This window comes from Vibrio diabolicus, assembly GCF_011801455.1.
In the GTDB taxonomy this organism is placed as follows: domain Bacteria; phylum Pseudomonadota; class Gammaproteobacteria; order Enterobacterales; family Vibrionaceae; genus Vibrio; species Vibrio diabolicus.
Map to the genome: position 1 here is coordinate 2,972,929 of NZ_CP042451.1, position 14,689 is coordinate 2,987,617.

A 14,689-nucleotide genomic window follows, 5' to 3' on the forward strand; every position below is an offset into this window, starting at 1 on the left:
ATTACTCCTCAACTTTAACCATGTAGTAAACCTTGTTGATCATACCGCGAATACACGGAGTATCTTCAAGTTCTACTGTGTGGTTGATTTTACGAAGACCTAGACCGCGCAAAGTAGCTTTGTGCTTTGGCAGACGACCAATTGAGCTTTTAGTTTGAGTTACTTTAATAGTTGCCATGGTGTTCTTACTCCGAAATAGATTCAACAGTTAGACCACGTTTAGCAGCAACCATTTCTGGTGACTTCATGCTACCTAGTGCATCGATCGTTGCACGAACGATGTTGATAGGGTTCGTAGAACCGTACGCTTTAGATAGTACGTTGTGTACACCAGCAACTTCTAGTACTGCACGCATCGCACCACCTGCGATAACACCAGTACCTTCTGCAGCAGGCTGCATGTAAACTTTAGAGCCCGAATGGCGACCTTTCACTGGGTGGTGAAGAGTGCCTTCGTTTAGAGCGATCGTAGTCATGTTACGACGCGCTTTTTCCATTGCTTTTTGAATCGCTGCAGGTACTTCACGAGCTTTGCCGTAACCGAAACCTACACGACCATTACCGTCACCAACTACTGTTAGTGCAGTGAAGCTCATGATTCGACCGCCTTTAACCGTCTTAGATACGCGGTTAACTGCGATTAGCTTTTCTTGCAAATCATTCGCTTGAACTTGTTGTTCTTTAGCCATCTTCCAACCCTACCTTAGAATTTCAGACCAGCTTCGCGAGCAGATTCTGCTAGCGCCGCTACTCGACCGTGGTATTGGAAACCAGAACGATCAAATGCAACTGCAGTTACGCCCTTCTCAAGAGCGCGCTCAGCAATAGCTTTACCCACTGCTTTAGCTGCATCAACGTTACCAGTGTATTTCACTTGCTCACGGATCGCTTTTTCTACAGTAGAAGCTGCTGCGATAACCTCAGAGCCGTTAGCCGCGATAACCTGTGCGTACACGTGACGAGGAGTACGGTGTACAACTAGGCGAGTCGCACCCAGTTCTGCAATCTTACGACGTGCACGTGTAGCACGACGGATGCGAGATGCTTTCTTATCCATAGTGTTACCTTACTTCTTCTTAGCTTCTTTAGTACGCACATTTTCATCTGCGTAACGAACACCTTTGCCTTTGTATGGCTCAGGCTCACGGTAAGAACGAATGTCAGCCGCAACTTGACCAACTAGTTGCTTGTCAGCACCAGTGATCACGATTTCAGTTTGGCTTGGACATTCAGCTTTAATACCCGCTGGCAACTCGTGCTCAACTGGGTGTGAGAAGCCTAGTGTTAGACCTACAGCGTTGCCTTTGATAGCAGCACGGTAACCTACACCTTTAAGAGTTAGCTTCTTAGTAAAGCCTTCAGTAACACCAACAACCATGTTGTTAACTAGAGCGCGAGCAGTACCTGCTTGAGCCCATGCGTTAGCAACACCTTCTTTAGGACCGAAAGTCAGGTTATTTTCTTCCTGAGCGATTACAACTGCATCGTTAAGAACGCGAGTTAGTTCGCCTTTCGCACCTTTTACAGTGATTTCTTGGCCGTTTAGTTTCACCTCTACGCCAGCTGGAATAGCGACAGGTGCTTTTGCAACACGAGACATAGTCTACTCCTTATTAAGCTACGTAAGCGATGATTTCACCACCAAGACCTGCTTTACGTGCAGCGCGGTCTGACATAAGACCCTTGGAAGTTGAAACGATAGCAATACCAAGACCACCCATTACAGAAGGAAGTTCATCTTTCTTCTTGTAAACACGTAGACCTGGACGAGAAACACGTTTAAGTTGCTCGATTACTGGTTTAGCTTGGAAGTACTTAAGTGTAACTTCTAGCTCAGGTTTTGCTTCGCCTTCAACAGCGAAGTCAACGATGTAACCTTCAGCTTTTAGTAGTGCAGCAATTGCAACTTTAAGCTTTGAAGAAGGCATTTTTACAGCAACTTTGTTTGCTGCCTGACCGTTACGAACGCGGGTCAGCATATCCGAAATCGGATCTTGCATGCTCATATGATTTACTCCAAATGATTAAGTGGCAATTACCAGCTAGCCTTACGAAGACCCGGAATCTCGCCTTTCATGCAAGCTTCACGAACCTTAATACGGCTTAGACCGAACTTACGTAGGTAACCGTGTGGACGACCAGTTTGGTTGCAACGGTTGCGCTGACGTGATGCACTTGAATCACGTGGAAGAGATTGCAGTGTAAGAACCGCGTTCCAACGATCTTCTTCAGATGCGTTTACATCGCTGATGATAGCTTTTAGCGCTGCACGCTTTTCAGCGAACTTAGCTACTAGCTGTGCACGTTTAGCTTCACGTGCTTTCATTGATTGTTTAGCCATAACAGTAACCCTTCACCTTACTTACGGAATGGGAAGTTAAAGGCAGCCAGCAGAGCACGGCCTTCCTCATCAGTACCAGCAGACGTCGTAATAGTGATGTCTAAACCGCGTACACGATCAACTTTATCAAAGTCGATTTCCGGGAAGATGATTTGCTCGCGAACGCCCATGCTGTAGTTACCGCGACCGTCAAAAGACTTAGCGCTAACACCACGGAAGTCACGTACACGTGGAAGAGCGATGTTAATTAAACGCTCAAGAAAATCCCACATACGTTCGCCACGCAAGGTTACTTTACAACCGATAGGGTAGCCTTCACGGATTTTGAAACCTGCAACAGATTTGCGCGCTTTTGTGATAAGTGGCTTTTGACCAGAGATCGTTGCCATATCAGACGCTGCATTTTCTAGCAGTTTCTTATCGTTGATTGCTTCACCAACACCCATGTTTAGGGTGATTTTCTCGATTCTAGGGACTTGCATGACGCTTGTGTAACCGAACTGTTTGGTCAGTTCAGCGACTACAGACGACTTGTAGTAATCATGCAGTTTCGCCATAGTAGAACTCCAAATTACTTCTATTAGTTAGAAACGGTTTCGCCGTTAGACTTGAAGAAACGAACTTTTTTGCCGTCTTCAAAACGGAAACCGATACGGTCAGCTTTACCAGTAGCTGCGTTGAAAATCGCCACGTTAGAAACGTCGATTGCTGCTTCTTGCTCTACGATACCGCCTTGGATACCCATAGCTGGAACAGGTTTCTGATGTTTCTTAACTAGGTTGATACCTTCAACGATAACTTTACCAGTTGCTAGAACCTTAGTTACTTTACCTTTCTTGCCTTTGTCTTTACCAGCAAGAACGATTACTTCGTCATTACGACGGATTTTAGCTGCCATTTCTACGTGCTCCTTACAGAACTTCTGGAGCCAGTGAAACGATCTTCATGAACTTATCGCCACGAAGTTCGCGTGTCACAGGACCAAAGATACGTGTACCGATTGGTTGCTCAGTATTGTCGTTTAGCAATACGCAAGCATTTCGGTCGAAGCGAATGACAGAACCGTCAGGACGACGTACGCCTTTACGGGTGCGCACTACCACCGCCTTCAGAACATCACCTTTTTTAACTTTACCGCGAGGGATTGCTTCCTTCACAGTAACTTTGATGACGTCACCGATATGTGCATAACGGCGGTGAGAGCCACCCAGAACCTTAATACACATTACGCTGCGTGCGCCTGAGTTATCAGCTGCGTCCAGCATACTTTGCATTTGGATCATGTTAGTGCTCCGCTAAATATTAATAACTAGACCCATCACGGGTCGGGCTGCCTCTTTAAAAGGGACGCGAATTGTACCACCCTTTTTTGTGATTGGGTAGTCAAAAAATAAACGGCTCCAAAAATATTTTGGAGCCGCTTTAGTTTCATAGAATTAACGAGATTAAATCTTCGCCTTTTCTAGAACTTTTACCAAAGTCCAAGACTTAGTCTTAGACAGTGGACGACACTCTGCGATTTCAACTGTGTCGCCTAGGCCACACTCGTTGTTCTCGTCATGTGCGTGTACTTTAGTCGTACGTTTTACGTATTTACCGTAGATTGGGTGTTTTACGAAACGTTCGATAGCAACAGTGATAGACTTGTCCATCTTATCGCTAACAACACGACCTTGTTGAGTACGTTTTACTTCGCTCATTATGCGCCTGCCTTCTCAGTCAAAACAGTTTTCACACGTGCGATATCACGGCGTACAGCTTTCAGAGTATGAGTTTGCTGTAGTTGACCAGTCGCAGCTTGCATGCGCAAGTTGAACTGTTCACGTAGCAAATTCATTAGCTCAGCGTTAAGCTCTTCAACGCTTTTCTCGCGTAGATCTTGTGCTTTCATCACATCACCTGCTTAGTTACAAATGTAGTTTTGAAAGGCAGTTTACGTGCCGCAAGACGGAACGCTTCACGTGCCAATTCTTCAGGTACACCACCCATTTCGTACATAACCTTACCAGGTTGGATTTGGGCTACCCAGTACTCAACGTTACCTTTACCCTTACCTTGACGAACTTCAAGTGGTTTTTCTGTGATTGGTTTGTCTGGGAACACACGGATCCAGATTTTACCTTGACGCTTAACGTGACGTGTCATTGCACGACGTGCCGCTTCGATTTGACGAGCAGTTAGACGACCACGGCCAACAGCTTTAAGACCGAATTCGCCGAAGCTTACATCAGTACCTTTAGCTAGACCACGGTTACGACCAGTCTGAACCTTACGGAACTTAGTACGTTTAGGTTGTAGCATCTGTCGACTCCTTACTTACGGCCTTTACGCTGCTTCTTAGGCTTGTCGCCTTTAGGCTCTACAGCGTTAGCTGCTGGCATACCACCTAGGATTTCACCTTTGAAGATCCAAGTTTTAATGCCGATCACACCGTATTGAGTGTGAGCCGAAGAAGTTGCGTAATCAATGTCAGCACGTAGAGTGTGTAGAGGCACACGGCCTTCACGGTACCACTCTGAACGTGCGATTTCAGCGCCGCCTAGACGACCGCTTACTTCCACTTTGATACCTTTAGCGCCTAGGCGCATTGCGTTTTGTACTGCGCGCTTCATAGCACGACGGAACATAACACGACGCTCTAGCTGAGACGCGATGCTGTCACCAACAAGTTGCGCATCTAGTTCAGGCTTACGTACTTCAGCGATGTTAATTTGCGCTGGTACACCTGCAATTTTAGCTACAGCTGCGCGTAGCTTCTCAACGTCTTCACCTTTCTTACCGATAACAACGCCTGGACGAGCAGTGTGAATAGTCACACGGATGCTCTTAGCAGGACGCTCGATAACGATACGTGATAGAGACGCTTTTTTCAGTTCACTTGTAAGGAACTGACGTACCTTGAAGTCGCCGTCTAGGTTGTCAGCGAAATCTTTGGTGTTAGCAAACCATGTAGCATTCCAAGGCTTAACGATGCCTAGACGAATACCATTTGGATGTACTTTTTGACCCATTGCTTACTCTCCTAGTCTCTAGCGATCTGCTACAACAACAGTGATGTGGCTTGAACGCTTCAAGATACGATCCGCACGACCTTTAGCACGAGGCATAATACGCTTCATGGTTGGGCCTTCATCTACAAAGATTTTTGCGACATTCAGATCGTCAATATCTGCACCTTCGTTGTGCTCCGCGTTAGCGATAGCAGACTCTAGAACTTTCTTAACTAGTGCAGCAGCTTTTTTGTTGCTGAACGTTAGGATTTCTAGAGCTTGGTCAACAGATTTACCACGGATTAGATCCGCAACTAAGCGAGCTTTCTGAGGCGAAATGCGAGCAAAGTTATGTTTAGCAATTGCTTCCATTATTTACTCCTTAGCGCTTCTTAGCTTTCTTATCCGCAGCGTGACCGCGGTAAGTACGTGTTGGTGCGAATTCACCCAGTTTGTGACCGATCATTTCATCAGTTACAAATACTGGTACGTGCTGACGACCATTATGGACAGCGATGGTCAAACCGATCATCGTAGGGATGATCATTGAACGACGGGACCAAGTCTTAATAGGCTTTTTGTCTCCGCTTTCCACCGCTTTCTCTACCTTCTTCAGCAAGTGTAGGTCAATAAAAGGACCTTTCTTGAGAGAACGTGGCATGGCGATTCCTCTTTATATAGATTACTTGTTACGACGACGTACGATGTACTTGTCAGTGCGTTTGTTCTTACGAGTCTTGAAGCCTTTAGTAGGCATACCCCAAGGAGATACTGGGTGACGACCACCAGAAGTACGGCCTTCACCACCACCGTGTGGGTGGTCAATCGGGTTCATTACAACACCACGAACCGTTGGACGGATACCGCGATGACGTGATGCACCTGCTTTACCAAGTTCACGTAGCATGTGCTCAGAGTTACCAACTTCACCGATTGTTGCACGGCCTTCAGAAAGAACTTTGCGCATCTCGCCAGAACGTAGACGGATAGTTACGTACGCACCGTCGCGAGCAACGATTTGAGCGTAAGCACCAGCCGAACGAGCTAGCTGACCACCTTTACCAGGCTTAAGTTCAACGTTATGTACTGTTGAACCTACTGGGATATTACGCATTGGTAGAGTGTTACCAGCTTTGATTGGTGCATCAACACCAGACTGAATAACATCACCAGCTACAACACCTTTAGGTGCTAAGATGTAGCGACGCTCACCGTCTTTGTAAAGAACTAGAGCAATGTTTGCGCTACGGTTTGGATCGTATTCAAGACGCTCAACTGTCGCTGGAATACCATCTTTAGTACGTTTGAAGTCAACTACACGGTAGTGGTGCTTGTGACCACCGCCGATGTGACGTACTGTGATACGACCCTTGTTGTTACGACCACCGTTCTTAGAGTTTTTCTCTAGAAGAGGTGCGTATGGCTTGCCCTTGTGTAGGTCAGCGTTAACAACTTTAACAACGTGACGACGACCAGGGGAAGTCGGCTTACATTTAACAATAGCCATTTTTAACTACTCCTGTTATTCCGCGCCGCCAACGAAGTCAAGATCTTGACCTTCTTTCAAAGTAACGTACGCTTTCTTAACGTCGCTGCGGCGACCTTGGCGTAGACCTTGACGTTTGGTCTTACCCTTAGTGATAAGAGTATTTACAGACTTAACTTCAACTTCAAATAGCTTTTCTACAGCTGCTTTGATCTCTTTTTTAGTCGCATCTTTAGCTACTTTGAAAACGATAGTGTTCGCTTTCTCAGCTGCCATAGTTGCTTTTTCAGAGATGTGCGGTGCACGTAGAACTTTTAGGATACGCTCTTCAGTGATCATGCTAGCATTTCCTCTACTTGCTTAACTGCTTCTGCAGTCATTACAACTTTGTCAAACGCGATTAGAGATACTGGATCGATACCAGCAACATCACGTGCGTCAACTTTGTATAGGTTACGAGCAGCTAGGAATAGATTCTCATCTACTTCGCTAGTCACGATTAGAGCGTCAGTTAGCTCAAGCTCTTTAAGCTTAGCAACTAGCTCTTTAGTCTTTGGTGCTTCAACTGAGAAGTTATCAACAACGATTAGACGCTCTTGACGAACAAGCTCAGAAAGAATGCTCTTCATAGCACCACGGTACATTTTTTTGTTTACTTTTTGGCTGTGATCTTGTGGTTTCGCAGCAAAAGTAACACCACCTGTACGCCAGATTGGGCTACGGATTGTACCAGCACGCGCACGGCCAGTACCTTTTTGACGCCATGGCTTAGCGCCACCGCCAGAAACTTCTGAACGTGTTTTTTGAGCACGAGTACCTTGACGAGCACCTGCTGCGTACGCAACAACTACTTGGTGTACAAGAGCTTCGTTAAACTCACGTCCGAAAGTAGTTTCGGAAACAGTTAGTGCATCGGCACCTTTAACCATTAGTTCCATTACTTACTCCTGAGACGTTATGCTTTAACAGCTGGTTTAACGATCACGTTGCCGCCAGTTGCGCCTGGGACTGCACCTTTAATAAGAAGCAGGTTGCGCTCAGCGTCAACACGTACGATCTCTAGGTTTTGAGTCGTTACACGCTCAGCACCCATGTGACCTGCCATTTTCTTGCCTTTAAATACGCGACCTGGAGTCTGACATTGACCGATAGAACCAGGAGCACGGTGAGACAATGAGTTACCGTGAGTCATATCTTGAGTACGGAAGTTCCAACGCTTAACAGCGCCTTGGAAACCTTTACCCTTAGATGTACCAGTAACGTCTACTTTCTTAGTTTCGTTGAATAGTTCAACAGTTAGTTCTGAACCAACTTCGAACTCTTCGCCGTTTTCTAAACGGAATTCCCAAAGACCGCGACCAGCTTCAACGCCAGCTTTAGCAAAGTGACCTGCTTCAGCTTTGTTTACGCGGTTAGCTTTCTTAGAACCAGCTGTAACCTGGATTGCTGCGTAGCCGTCAGTTTCAAGAGTTTTCACTTGAGAAACACGGTTAGCTTCAACCTCAACAACAGTTACTGGGATAGAAACGCCTTCTTCAGTAAATACGCGGGTCATGCCCACTTTACGACCGATTAGACCAATCATACTTCTAATCTCCCTTAACCTAGGCTAATTTGAACGTCAACGCCCGCAGCAAGGTCTAGACGCATTAGAGCATCAACAGTCTTGTCTGTTGGCTCAACGATGTCGATTAGACGCTTGTGAGTACGGATTTCGTACTGGTCACGTGCTTTCTTGTTAACGTGTGGAGAGATAAGAACTGTGAAACGCTCTTTACGAGTTGGCAGTGGGATTGGACCACGAACCTGTGCGCCAGTGCGCTTAGCTGTTTCAACGATTTCCGCTGTAGAAGCATCGATTAGTTTGTAATCGAAAGCTTTTAGGCGGATACGGATACGTTGGTTCTGCATGAGACAGAGCTCCAAATTTAATAAATTACACAAACAATATCGCCACTCAAACTCGTCAAGACGAGAGAATGCCGATTGATTTATGTGAAACCGTAGCATCCAAGATTAGGACGCATTGTCAGTTAATTTTCGATTAACTATCCCTATATGCCAAAGTCACCTTTGAGGATAGTTTTTCCGAAGAAAAGATAGCTAATTGTATTAACCGCGAACATAAGCTGAGTATACATTACCTCACAAATCCTTAGATTTGCTCGCTCCTCACTGCTCATTGGTTCACAACTGGCTTAACCAGTGCGCTGCATTATACAGATCACACTTTAGGTTGCAAGCGCTGAGTGAAAAATAATCGGGAATATTCCAAACCCCATACATTCCTCTTCGCTTGGTAGCCATTAAACAAAAAGGACGCCGAAGCGTCCTTTTTTAAACTGTAATCGTAATAGCGGCTGCTATTATTTCTTACCGCTTGATAGTGCACCGAAACGCTTGTTGAAGCGATCAACACGGCCGCCTGTATCAACGATACGTTGCTTACCAGTGTAGAATGGGTGACACTTGTCACATACGTCTAGGTGGATAGACTCTTTACCTAGAGTAGAGTTGAACTCAAAAGAGTTGCCGCAAGAACAAGTCGCTTTTACTGCTTTGTATTCTGGGTGGATACCAGCTTTCATGGGATAACCTCAATAGTAGGCCGTGTCGCTATACGAATCTAAGCCGCACACCACACGTAATTAATAATAAAATGGGATACCGCATCAACTAATTGCCGAAGCCATATCTCAAGGCGCGATATAGTAAAGAATCACATTGCTCGGATCAACACATTTGGCAACTTTTTCGCCACTTTTTTAGCCAGACTAATCATAGAGGCACGATTCACGCTGAATCGCATTGCTTTACTCGAATTTCCATACCGATTTTAATAGACTCTCATTTCCTTTCCCTCTTTTTTAACAGCTAAGAATTTATGCGTCCAACCATTGCTAGAGTGGCATTACCCGTTCCGCTCGACAAACAATTTGATTACGCCATTCCGGGGCACCTGTTTCCGATCATTGGTGGACGCGTTTCCGTACCTTTTGGACGCCAAACGTTAGTTGGCATCGTCACCGCCATGGTTAATCACTCGGACTTTCCCAAAGATCAACTCAAGCCAATCAAAGCAGTTCTTGATTCTCAGCCGATATGGTCTGAAAAGCTTTATTCGTTGCTGACTTGGTGCAGCCAGTTCTACCAATACCCACTTGGAGATACGCTACACAATGCGATGCCAGCAGCTCTACGTAAAGGAAAGCCTGCAGATTTTGCGACGCTACAAGAGTGGCAAATTACCGAATCCGGTAAAGACAAGCTGATGCAAGGGCTGGATCGTCGAGCGGTCAAACAACAGAAGGTCTTGCAAATGTTGGTTAACGGCGCTTTGCCTCACCAGGAATTTGTCGACCAAGAGATAGCCTCAACAGTACTAAAGTCTTTAGAAGAGAAAGGCTGGATTGAACGTATCGAGAAGAAGCCTGTAATCACCCAGTGGGGACAGCACGTTGAATGCGACGTCGAAAAGCCAAAGCTCAACCACGAACAAGCGCTGGCTATTGCGAGTGTAAATAGCCAAACAGGTTTTGCCTCCTATTTATTAGAAGGCGTCACGGGCTCAGGTAAGACAGAAGTGTACCTCAACCTGATCAAGCCGGTCTTAGAGAAAGGTAAACAAGCCTTGGTTTTAGTACCAGAGATTGGCTTAACGCCCCAAACCATCAACCGCTTTAAACGCCGTTTTAATGTGCCAGTTGACGTCATCCACTCTGGGTTAAACGAGACGGAGCGTCTGAATGCGTGGCTTTCTGCACGCGACAAAGCGGCCGGAATCATTATCGGCACACGCTCTGCCCTACTCGCGCCTTTTGCTGATCTCGGGATTATCATTGTGGACGAGGAACATGACACCTCTTACAAACAGCAAGATAGCTTGCGTTATCATGCACGCGATGTTGCTGTAATGCGCGCTCATAAAGAACAAGTTCCGATTGTTCTGGGCTCAGCCACACCTGCACTGGAGACATTGCACAATGCCTTGTCAGGCAAGTATCACCATTTAACACTAACCCAACGAGCTGGCTCTGCCGTACCAACCACCAATAAAGTGTTAGATGTAAAAGGTCAGTATTTAGAAAGTGGCTTATCTGCCCAACTGATTGCCGAAATGCGCAAGCATTTAAAAGCAGGCAATCAAGTAATGTTGTTTCTTAACCGTCGAGGCTTTTCGCCCGCTTTGATGTGCCATGAATGCGGTTGGATTGCAGAATGTAAACGCTGTGATGCGTACTATACGTTCCACCATTACAGCAACGAAATACGCTGCCATCACTGCGGCTCACAACAACCGGTAATTCATCAGTGTCAGGGGTGTGGTTCAACTCAACTGGTTACCGTCGGCGTAGGAACGGAACAACTCGAACAACAATTGGCTCAGTTATTTCCAGAATACAACGCCATTCGCATCGACAGAGACAGCACACGTCGCAAAGGTAGTTTGGAAGATGCCCTTGAATCGATTCGTAAAGGTGAACATCAAATTCTGATTGGCACCCAAATGCTGGCTAAGGGGCACCATTTTCCAAATGTAACGCTCGTTGCTCTTTTGGATGTTGATGGCTCTCTCTATAGTAGTGACTTCCGCGCTTCCGAGCGACTAGCGCAGTTGTTTATTCAAGTCGCAGGTCGTGCCGGCCGCGCAAGTAAACCTGGCGAGGTTATCCTACAAACCCACCATCCTGAGCACAGCTTGCTGCAGGCCCTGCTTCAAAAAGACTATCGCCACTTTGCTATGACTGCTCTGGAAGAACGCAAACTGGCTCAGCTTCCGCCTTATAGTTTCTTGACTCTGTTTAAAGCAGAGGCGAACCAAAGTGAGATAGTTGAAGACTTCCTGCGTCAGGTTCGCTTTACGTTAGAGTCACACCCTTTGTTCGATGATTCCTGCATGGTGTTAGGCCCTACTCCTTCACCTTTGGCCAAGCGGGCTGGTAAATACCGCTGGCAACTATTACTGCAAACTCAGCATCGTTCATTGATGCAAAAGTTATTAACCAGTGCCAAACCTGCTATTGAGTTGTTGCCAAATGCTAAGAAAGTACGCTGGAATTTAGACATAGAACCACAAGATCTCAGCTAGCAAACGTTTAACTATGTAATGAATTACCATTTAATGTGACCAGAATCACACCAAGATTACAATTTTTGTTAAACAGACCGTAACTTTCACTTTAGAAATGAATAGACTATCCAAATTAGAAAAGTCTAAAGTGACTTGTTTGCACAGGCTTAGATTAAAACAATGACTATTCCCACAAATTGATGTCGCAGTGAAGAATCCATTTTTCCACTTGTTAACACGAACTGAGCGAAGAGCAAACGCTGCTCTAACTCAGCGTGATTACTATGATTTCAAACCGGAATAACGTCATCTTGGCAAAAAAATAAACGAGAGGTTAAAAACTATGGCGACAATGAAGGATGTTGCCCAGCTTGCGGGAGTGTCTACGGCTACGGTATCTCGAGCATTAATGAACCCAGAAAAAGTATCTTCTTCAACGAGAAAAAGAGTAGAAGATGCCGTACTTGAAGCGGGTTATTCTCCAAACTCATTAGCGCGTAACTTACGTAGAAACGAATCAAAAACCATTGTTACTATCGTTCCCGACATCTGTGATCCTTATTTTTCTGAAATTATTCGCGGTATTGAAGATGCTGCCATGGAACATGGCTATCTAGTCCTGCTGGGCGATAGCGGACAACAGAAGAAACGCGAAAGTTCTTTCGTTAACCTCGTATTTACTAAGCAGGCGGATGGAATGCTACTGCTTGGCACAGATCTACCGTTCGATGTCAGTAAGCCAGAGCAAAAGAACTTACCTCCGATGGTAATGGCGTGTGAATTTGCGCCTGAACTCGAGCTTCCGACAGTACATATTGATAACCTGACCTCAGCATTTGAAGCGGTGAATTACCTAACCCAATTAGGTCATAAACGCATTGCTCAAATCTCTGGACCAGATACAGCAATATTGTGTCAGTTCCGCCAGCAAGGCTACCAACAAGCCCTGCGCCGTGCCGGCATCAATAAAGATCCACAATATAGTGTCATTACTGAGTTCTCATTTGATGGCGGAGCAAAAGCCGTTCGTAAACTGCTCGAATTGCCTGAGCCACCAACGGCTATTTTCTGTCACTGTGACACAATGGCCATCGGCGCAATTCAAGAAGCGAAAAAGCTTGGCTTACGAGTACCGCAAGATCTCTCCGTTGTGGGCTTTGATGACATTAACTTCGCTCAGTACTGCGATCCGCCGTTGACCACTATCTCTCAGCCTCGCTATGAGATTGGTCGACAAGCGATGCTAATGATGCTTGAGATGTTAAAAGGCCACGACGTGCATTCAGGCTCGCGTTTGCTTGAAACTAATCTCGTCATTCGCGGAAGTGCAGCGCCACCACAGCGCCCTTAACCTAAAGATTAGGTATTCATACCCAAAGCGGTGCTAAGGCGCCGCTTTTTATTTACCCCTCCTGCTTTTTGTATATCCCCGAATAAATATAAGCGAGAACGGAAACACACTCCTACACTCGGGCGTTGTCGCGCTTTAGCTATCAAGATTCTATCAATAGGGTGTTTTCTCAACTCGTTCTGGATTAACATATTTGCAAGAATCCTTGATGACCAGAAATAACCGTGGCAAATAGAGATTATGTAAGACGGGGGCGAGGTGCCCCAAAAAAGTCGACAAAAAAACAACCGCCGAGAAGAAAAAAACCTTGGCGTAGTGGCCTGCTCGCTATCTTGCTTGTGGGTGGTTTTGGCTATGGTCTTTACCTTTTGAGTAGCGACCCAGAGCCCAAACCACCTGTCGTGAAGCAGCCAACAACCACTGTAAGCAAACCAAAGCCGAAAAAAGATTTGCCGCCACCACCAGAAGAAAAGTGGGAATATGTCGAGTCACTACCGAAACGTGAAGTTGAAGTTGTGGCCAAAGAAATTGAAGTTTCTAAAATTCCTTACATCATGCAATGTGGTGCTTACAAAACCCAGGCGCAAGCAGAAGAGCGTAAGCTTGCAATCGCGTTCCAAGGGATGTCGAGCAAGATTCGTAAGAAAGAAGGCAGTTCATGGTATCGCGTGGTGCTAGGTCCGTATAAGTTCAAACGTGATGCAGAACGTGACCGTCATAAACTGCAACGCGCGAAAATCGAGCCATGTGCGATTTGGAAAGAAAATCTTTAAACTCAGGCCCTAGGAGCTAAGATCCTAGGGCCTTTCTTTTTGCCCCCTTGAATCCCTATTTCCCCTCCCCCATATACTGAATTAAATCCAAAGAGAAATAATCAAGAGGTCGACTGTGACTACCATTGTATCTGTACGTCGAAATAATAAAGTCGTCATCGCGGGTGATGGCCAAGTATCTCTAGGCAATACCGTAATGAAAGGTAATGCGCGCAAAGTTCGCCGCTTATATAACAACCAAGTACTAGCGGGCTTTGCTGGCGGCACTGCGGATGCCTTCACCCTTTTTGAGCGCTTCGAAAGCAAGCTGCAAATGCACCAAGGCCACCTAACTAAGGCTGCGGTTGAGCTAGCCAAAGACTGGCGTAGCGATCGTGCTCTGCGCAAGCTCGAAGCCTTGCTTGCCGTTGCCGACGAAACCGCATCGTTAATCATTACTGGTAATGGTGATGTCGTACAGCCAGAACACGACCTGATTGCGATTGGCTCTGGTGGTGCTTACGCACAAGCAGCCGCAACCGCCCTACTAGAAAACACAGATCTAGATGCTCGTGAGATCGCGGAAAAAGCCCTCAATATCGCGGGTGATATTTGTGTCTTCACTAACCATCACCACACGGTAGAAGAGCTAGACTCAACAATAGAGCCTGAAAAACCAACCGCGTAATCGTAACGAA

General features: G+C 46.0%; 25 protein-coding genes. 4 read left to right on the top strand and 21 right to left on the bottom strand.

Annotated features, from left to right (window positions below; all coding sequences use genetic code 11):
* Position 1: 1 nt before the first annotated feature.
* The 21 genes from rpmD to rpmE form a co-directional block, all read right to left on the bottom strand.
* On the bottom strand, positions 2-178 hold the full coding sequence (gene rpmD / locus FR741_RS13995) for a 50S ribosomal protein L30 (RefSeq protein WP_005379565.1): 177 nt from the start codon (positions 176-178) through the stop codon (positions 2-4).
* A 7-nt stretch (positions 179-185) separates the two neighbouring features.
* Positions 186-689 carry a 30S ribosomal protein S5 gene (gene rpsE, locus FR741_RS14000; protein ID WP_004745894.1) on the bottom strand — a complete coding sequence of 168 codons (504 nt, stop codon included), beginning with the start codon at positions 687-689 and terminating at the stop codon, positions 186-188.
* Positions 690-703: 14 nt separating this feature from the next.
* Entirely contained in the window at positions 704-1,057 is a 354-nt protein-coding gene (rplR, locus tag FR741_RS14005; protein ID WP_005379568.1) for a 50S ribosomal protein L18, read from the bottom strand.
* Between the two features lie 9 nt (positions 1,058-1,066).
* Complete coding sequence (gene rplF, locus FR741_RS14010; RefSeq protein WP_005392377.1) at positions 1,067-1,600, bottom strand: 50S ribosomal protein L6; 534 nt, start codon at positions 1,598-1,600, stop codon at positions 1,067-1,069.
* Positions 1,601-1,613: 13 nt separating this feature from the next.
* The gene (gene rpsH / locus FR741_RS14015) at positions 1,614-2,006 is read right to left on the bottom strand and encodes a 30S ribosomal protein S8 (protein ID WP_005379572.1); all 393 of its coding nucleotides are present in this window, start codon (positions 2,004-2,006) and stop codon (positions 1,614-1,616) included.
* 29 nt (positions 2,007-2,035) lie between these two features.
* A complete protein-coding gene (gene rpsN / locus FR741_RS14020; RefSeq protein WP_012841173.1) occupies positions 2,036-2,341 on the bottom strand; it encodes a 30S ribosomal protein S14 in 306 nt (101 codons plus the stop codon).
* A gap of 17 nt (positions 2,342-2,358) precedes the next feature.
* Entirely contained in the window at positions 2,359-2,898 is a 540-nt protein-coding gene (gene rplE / locus FR741_RS14025) for a 50S ribosomal protein L5 (protein ID WP_005379573.1), read from the bottom strand.
* A gap of 23 nt (positions 2,899-2,921) precedes the next feature.
* A complete protein-coding gene (rplX, locus tag FR741_RS14030; protein ID WP_005379574.1) occupies positions 2,922-3,239 on the bottom strand; it encodes a 50S ribosomal protein L24 in 318 nt (105 codons plus the stop codon).
* A gap of 13 nt (positions 3,240-3,252) precedes the next feature.
* Positions 3,253-3,624, bottom strand: coding sequence for a 50S ribosomal protein L14 (gene rplN / locus FR741_RS14035; protein ID WP_004410450.1), 372 nt, complete (start codon positions 3,622-3,624; stop codon positions 3,253-3,255).
* A 162-nt stretch (positions 3,625-3,786) separates the two neighbouring features.
* Positions 3,787-4,041, bottom strand: a complete 255-nt coding sequence (gene rpsQ / locus FR741_RS14040; RefSeq protein WP_005379575.1) for a 30S ribosomal protein S17 — start codon at positions 4,039-4,041, stop codon at positions 3,787-3,789.
* The gene (rpmC, locus tag FR741_RS14045) at positions 4,041-4,232 is read right to left on the bottom strand and encodes a 50S ribosomal protein L29 (RefSeq protein ID WP_005379576.1); all 192 of its coding nucleotides are present in this window, start codon (positions 4,230-4,232) and stop codon (positions 4,041-4,043) included. The genes rpsQ and rpmC overlap by 1 nt, the downstream gene beginning before the upstream one ends.
* Positions 4,232-4,642 carry a 50S ribosomal protein L16 gene (gene rplP / locus FR741_RS14050; RefSeq protein WP_005379577.1) on the bottom strand — a complete coding sequence of 137 codons (411 nt, stop codon included), beginning with the start codon at positions 4,640-4,642 and terminating at the stop codon, positions 4,232-4,234. Before rplP ends, rpmC begins: the two co-directional genes overlap by 1 nt.
* An 11-nt stretch (positions 4,643-4,653) precedes the next feature.
* Entirely contained in the window at positions 4,654-5,352 is a 699-nt protein-coding gene (rpsC, locus tag FR741_RS14055; RefSeq protein WP_005383161.1) for a 30S ribosomal protein S3, read from the bottom strand.
* A gap of 18 nt (positions 5,353-5,370) precedes the next feature.
* Positions 5,371-5,703, bottom strand: a complete 333-nt coding sequence (gene rplV / locus FR741_RS14060) for a 50S ribosomal protein L22 (protein ID WP_005383164.1) — start codon at positions 5,701-5,703, stop codon at positions 5,371-5,373.
* A 10-nt stretch (positions 5,704-5,713) separates the two neighbouring features.
* Positions 5,714-5,992, bottom strand: a complete 279-nt coding sequence (gene rpsS / locus FR741_RS14065; RefSeq protein ID WP_004394525.1) for a 30S ribosomal protein S19 — start codon at positions 5,990-5,992, stop codon at positions 5,714-5,716.
* Between the two features lie 21 nt (positions 5,993-6,013).
* A complete protein-coding gene (gene rplB / locus FR741_RS14070) occupies positions 6,014-6,838 on the bottom strand; it encodes a 50S ribosomal protein L2 (protein ID WP_005383168.1) in 825 nt (274 codons plus the stop codon).
* A 15-nt stretch (positions 6,839-6,853) separates the two neighbouring features.
* Entirely contained in the window at positions 6,854-7,156 is a 303-nt protein-coding gene (gene rplW, locus FR741_RS14075) for a 50S ribosomal protein L23 (RefSeq protein ID WP_004398471.1), read from the bottom strand.
* Entirely contained in the window at positions 7,153-7,755 is a 603-nt protein-coding gene (rplD, locus tag FR741_RS14080) for a 50S ribosomal protein L4 (RefSeq protein WP_005379556.1), read from the bottom strand. The genes rplW and rplD overlap by 4 nt, the downstream gene beginning before the upstream one ends.
* A 17-nt stretch (positions 7,756-7,772) precedes the next feature.
* Positions 7,773-8,402, bottom strand: coding sequence for a 50S ribosomal protein L3 (gene rplC / locus FR741_RS14085; RefSeq protein ID WP_005379555.1), 630 nt, complete (start codon positions 8,400-8,402; stop codon positions 7,773-7,775).
* Between the two features lie 14 nt (positions 8,403-8,416).
* A complete protein-coding gene (gene rpsJ / locus FR741_RS14090; protein ID WP_004410492.1) occupies positions 8,417-8,728 on the bottom strand; it encodes a 30S ribosomal protein S10 in 312 nt (103 codons plus the stop codon).
* 455 nt (positions 8,729-9,183) lie between these two features.
* Positions 9,184-9,405 carry a 50S ribosomal protein L31 gene (rpmE, locus tag FR741_RS14095; protein WP_005379546.1) on the bottom strand — a complete coding sequence of 74 codons (222 nt, stop codon included), beginning with the start codon at positions 9,403-9,405 and terminating at the stop codon, positions 9,184-9,186.
* A gap of 296 nt (positions 9,406-9,701) precedes the next feature.
* Here rpmE and priA point away from each other — a divergent pair, with 296 nt between their 5' ends.
* The 4 genes from priA (at position 9,702) to hslV (ending at position 14,679) form a co-directional block, all read left to right on the top strand.
* Positions 9,702-11,906, top strand: coding sequence for a primosomal protein N' (gene priA, locus FR741_RS14100; RefSeq protein ID WP_025768351.1), 2,205 nt, complete (start codon positions 9,702-9,704; stop codon positions 11,904-11,906).
* Between the two features lie 304 nt (positions 11,907-12,210).
* Complete coding sequence (gene cytR, locus FR741_RS14105; RefSeq protein ID WP_254901949.1) at positions 12,211-13,239, top strand: DNA-binding transcriptional regulator CytR; 1,029 nt, start codon at positions 12,211-12,213, stop codon at positions 13,237-13,239.
* Between the two features lie 224 nt (positions 13,240-13,463).
* Entirely contained in the window at positions 13,464-14,012 is a 549-nt protein-coding gene (ftsN, locus tag FR741_RS14110; RefSeq protein WP_053809480.1) for a cell division protein FtsN, read from the top strand.
* Between the two features lie 115 nt (positions 14,013-14,127).
* On the top strand, positions 14,128-14,679 hold the full coding sequence (gene hslV / locus FR741_RS14115) for an ATP-dependent protease subunit HslV (RefSeq protein WP_033905999.1): 552 nt from the start codon (positions 14,128-14,130) through the stop codon (positions 14,677-14,679).
* The last annotated feature ends 10 nt before the right edge of the window (positions 14,680-14,689 follow it).

Bases quoted from the DNA above. Each gene is read 5' to 3' on its own strand.
- rpsJ (WP_004410492.1), bottom strand. From the start codon at position 8,728: ATGCAGAACCAACGTATCCGTATCCGCCTAAAAGCTTTCGATTACAAA.
- rpsN (WP_012841173.1), bottom strand. From the start codon at position 2,341: ATGGCTAAACAATCAATGAAAGCACGTGAAGCTAAACGTGCACAGCTA.
- rplX (WP_005379574.1), bottom strand. From the start codon at position 3,239: ATGGCAGCTAAAATCCGTCGTAATGACGAAGTAATCGTTCTTGCTGGT.
- rplP (WP_005379577.1), bottom strand. From the start codon at position 4,642: ATGCTACAACCTAAACGTACTAAGTTCCGTAAGGTTCAGACTGGTCGT.
- rplN (WP_004410450.1), bottom strand. From the start codon at position 3,624: ATGATCCAAATGCAAAGTATGCTGGACGCAGCTGATAACTCAGGCGCA.
- rplC (WP_005379555.1), bottom strand. From the start codon at position 8,402: ATGATTGGTCTAATCGGTCGTAAAGTGGGCATGACCCGCGTATTTACT.
- rpsQ (WP_005379575.1), bottom strand. From the start codon at position 4,041: ATGAGCGAAGTAAAACGTACTCAACAAGGTCGTGTTGTTAGCGATAAG.
- rplW (WP_004398471.1), bottom strand. From the start codon at position 7,156: ATGATCACTGAAGAGCGTATCCTAAAAGTTCTACGTGCACCGCACATC.
- rplR (WP_005379568.1), bottom strand. From the start codon at position 1,057: ATGGATAAGAAAGCATCTCGCATCCGTCGTGCTACACGTGCACGTCGT.
- rplF (WP_005392377.1), bottom strand. From the start codon at position 1,600: ATGTCTCGTGTTGCAAAAGCACCTGTCGCTATTCCAGCTGGCGTAGAG.
- rpmD (WP_005379565.1), bottom strand. From the start codon at position 178: ATGGCAACTATTAAAGTAACTCAAACTAAAAGCTCAATTGGTCGTCTG.
- rpsS (WP_004394525.1), bottom strand. From the start codon at position 5,992: ATGCCACGTTCTCTCAAGAAAGGTCCTTTTATTGACCTACACTTGCTG.
- rpsH (WP_005379572.1), bottom strand. From the start codon at position 2,006: ATGAGCATGCAAGATCCGATTTCGGATATGCTGACCCGCGTTCGTAAC.
- rpsE (WP_004745894.1), bottom strand. From the start codon at position 689: ATGGCTAAAGAACAACAAGTTCAAGCGAATGATTTGCAAGAAAAGCTA.
- priA (WP_025768351.1), top strand. From the start codon at position 9,702: ATGCGTCCAACCATTGCTAGAGTGGCATTACCCGTTCCGCTCGACAAA.
- rpsC (WP_005383161.1), bottom strand. From the start codon at position 5,352: ATGGGTCAAAAAGTACATCCAAATGGTATTCGTCTAGGCATCGTTAAG.
- rplE (WP_005379573.1), bottom strand. From the start codon at position 2,898: ATGGCGAAACTGCATGATTACTACAAGTCGTCTGTAGTCGCTGAACTG.
- rplV (WP_005383164.1), bottom strand. From the start codon at position 5,703: ATGGAAGCAATTGCTAAACATAACTTTGCTCGCATTTCGCCTCAGAAA.
- rplB (WP_005383168.1), bottom strand. From the start codon at position 6,838: ATGGCTATTGTTAAATGTAAGCCGACTTCCCCTGGTCGTCGTCACGTT.
- rpmE (WP_005379546.1), bottom strand. From the start codon at position 9,405: ATGAAAGCTGGTATCCACCCAGAATACAAAGCAGTAAAAGCGACTTGT.
- rpmC (WP_005379576.1), bottom strand. From the start codon at position 4,232: ATGAAAGCACAAGATCTACGCGAGAAAAGCGTTGAAGAGCTTAACGCT.
- rplD (WP_005379556.1), bottom strand. From the start codon at position 7,755: ATGGAACTAATGGTTAAAGGTGCCGATGCACTAACTGTTTCCGAAACT.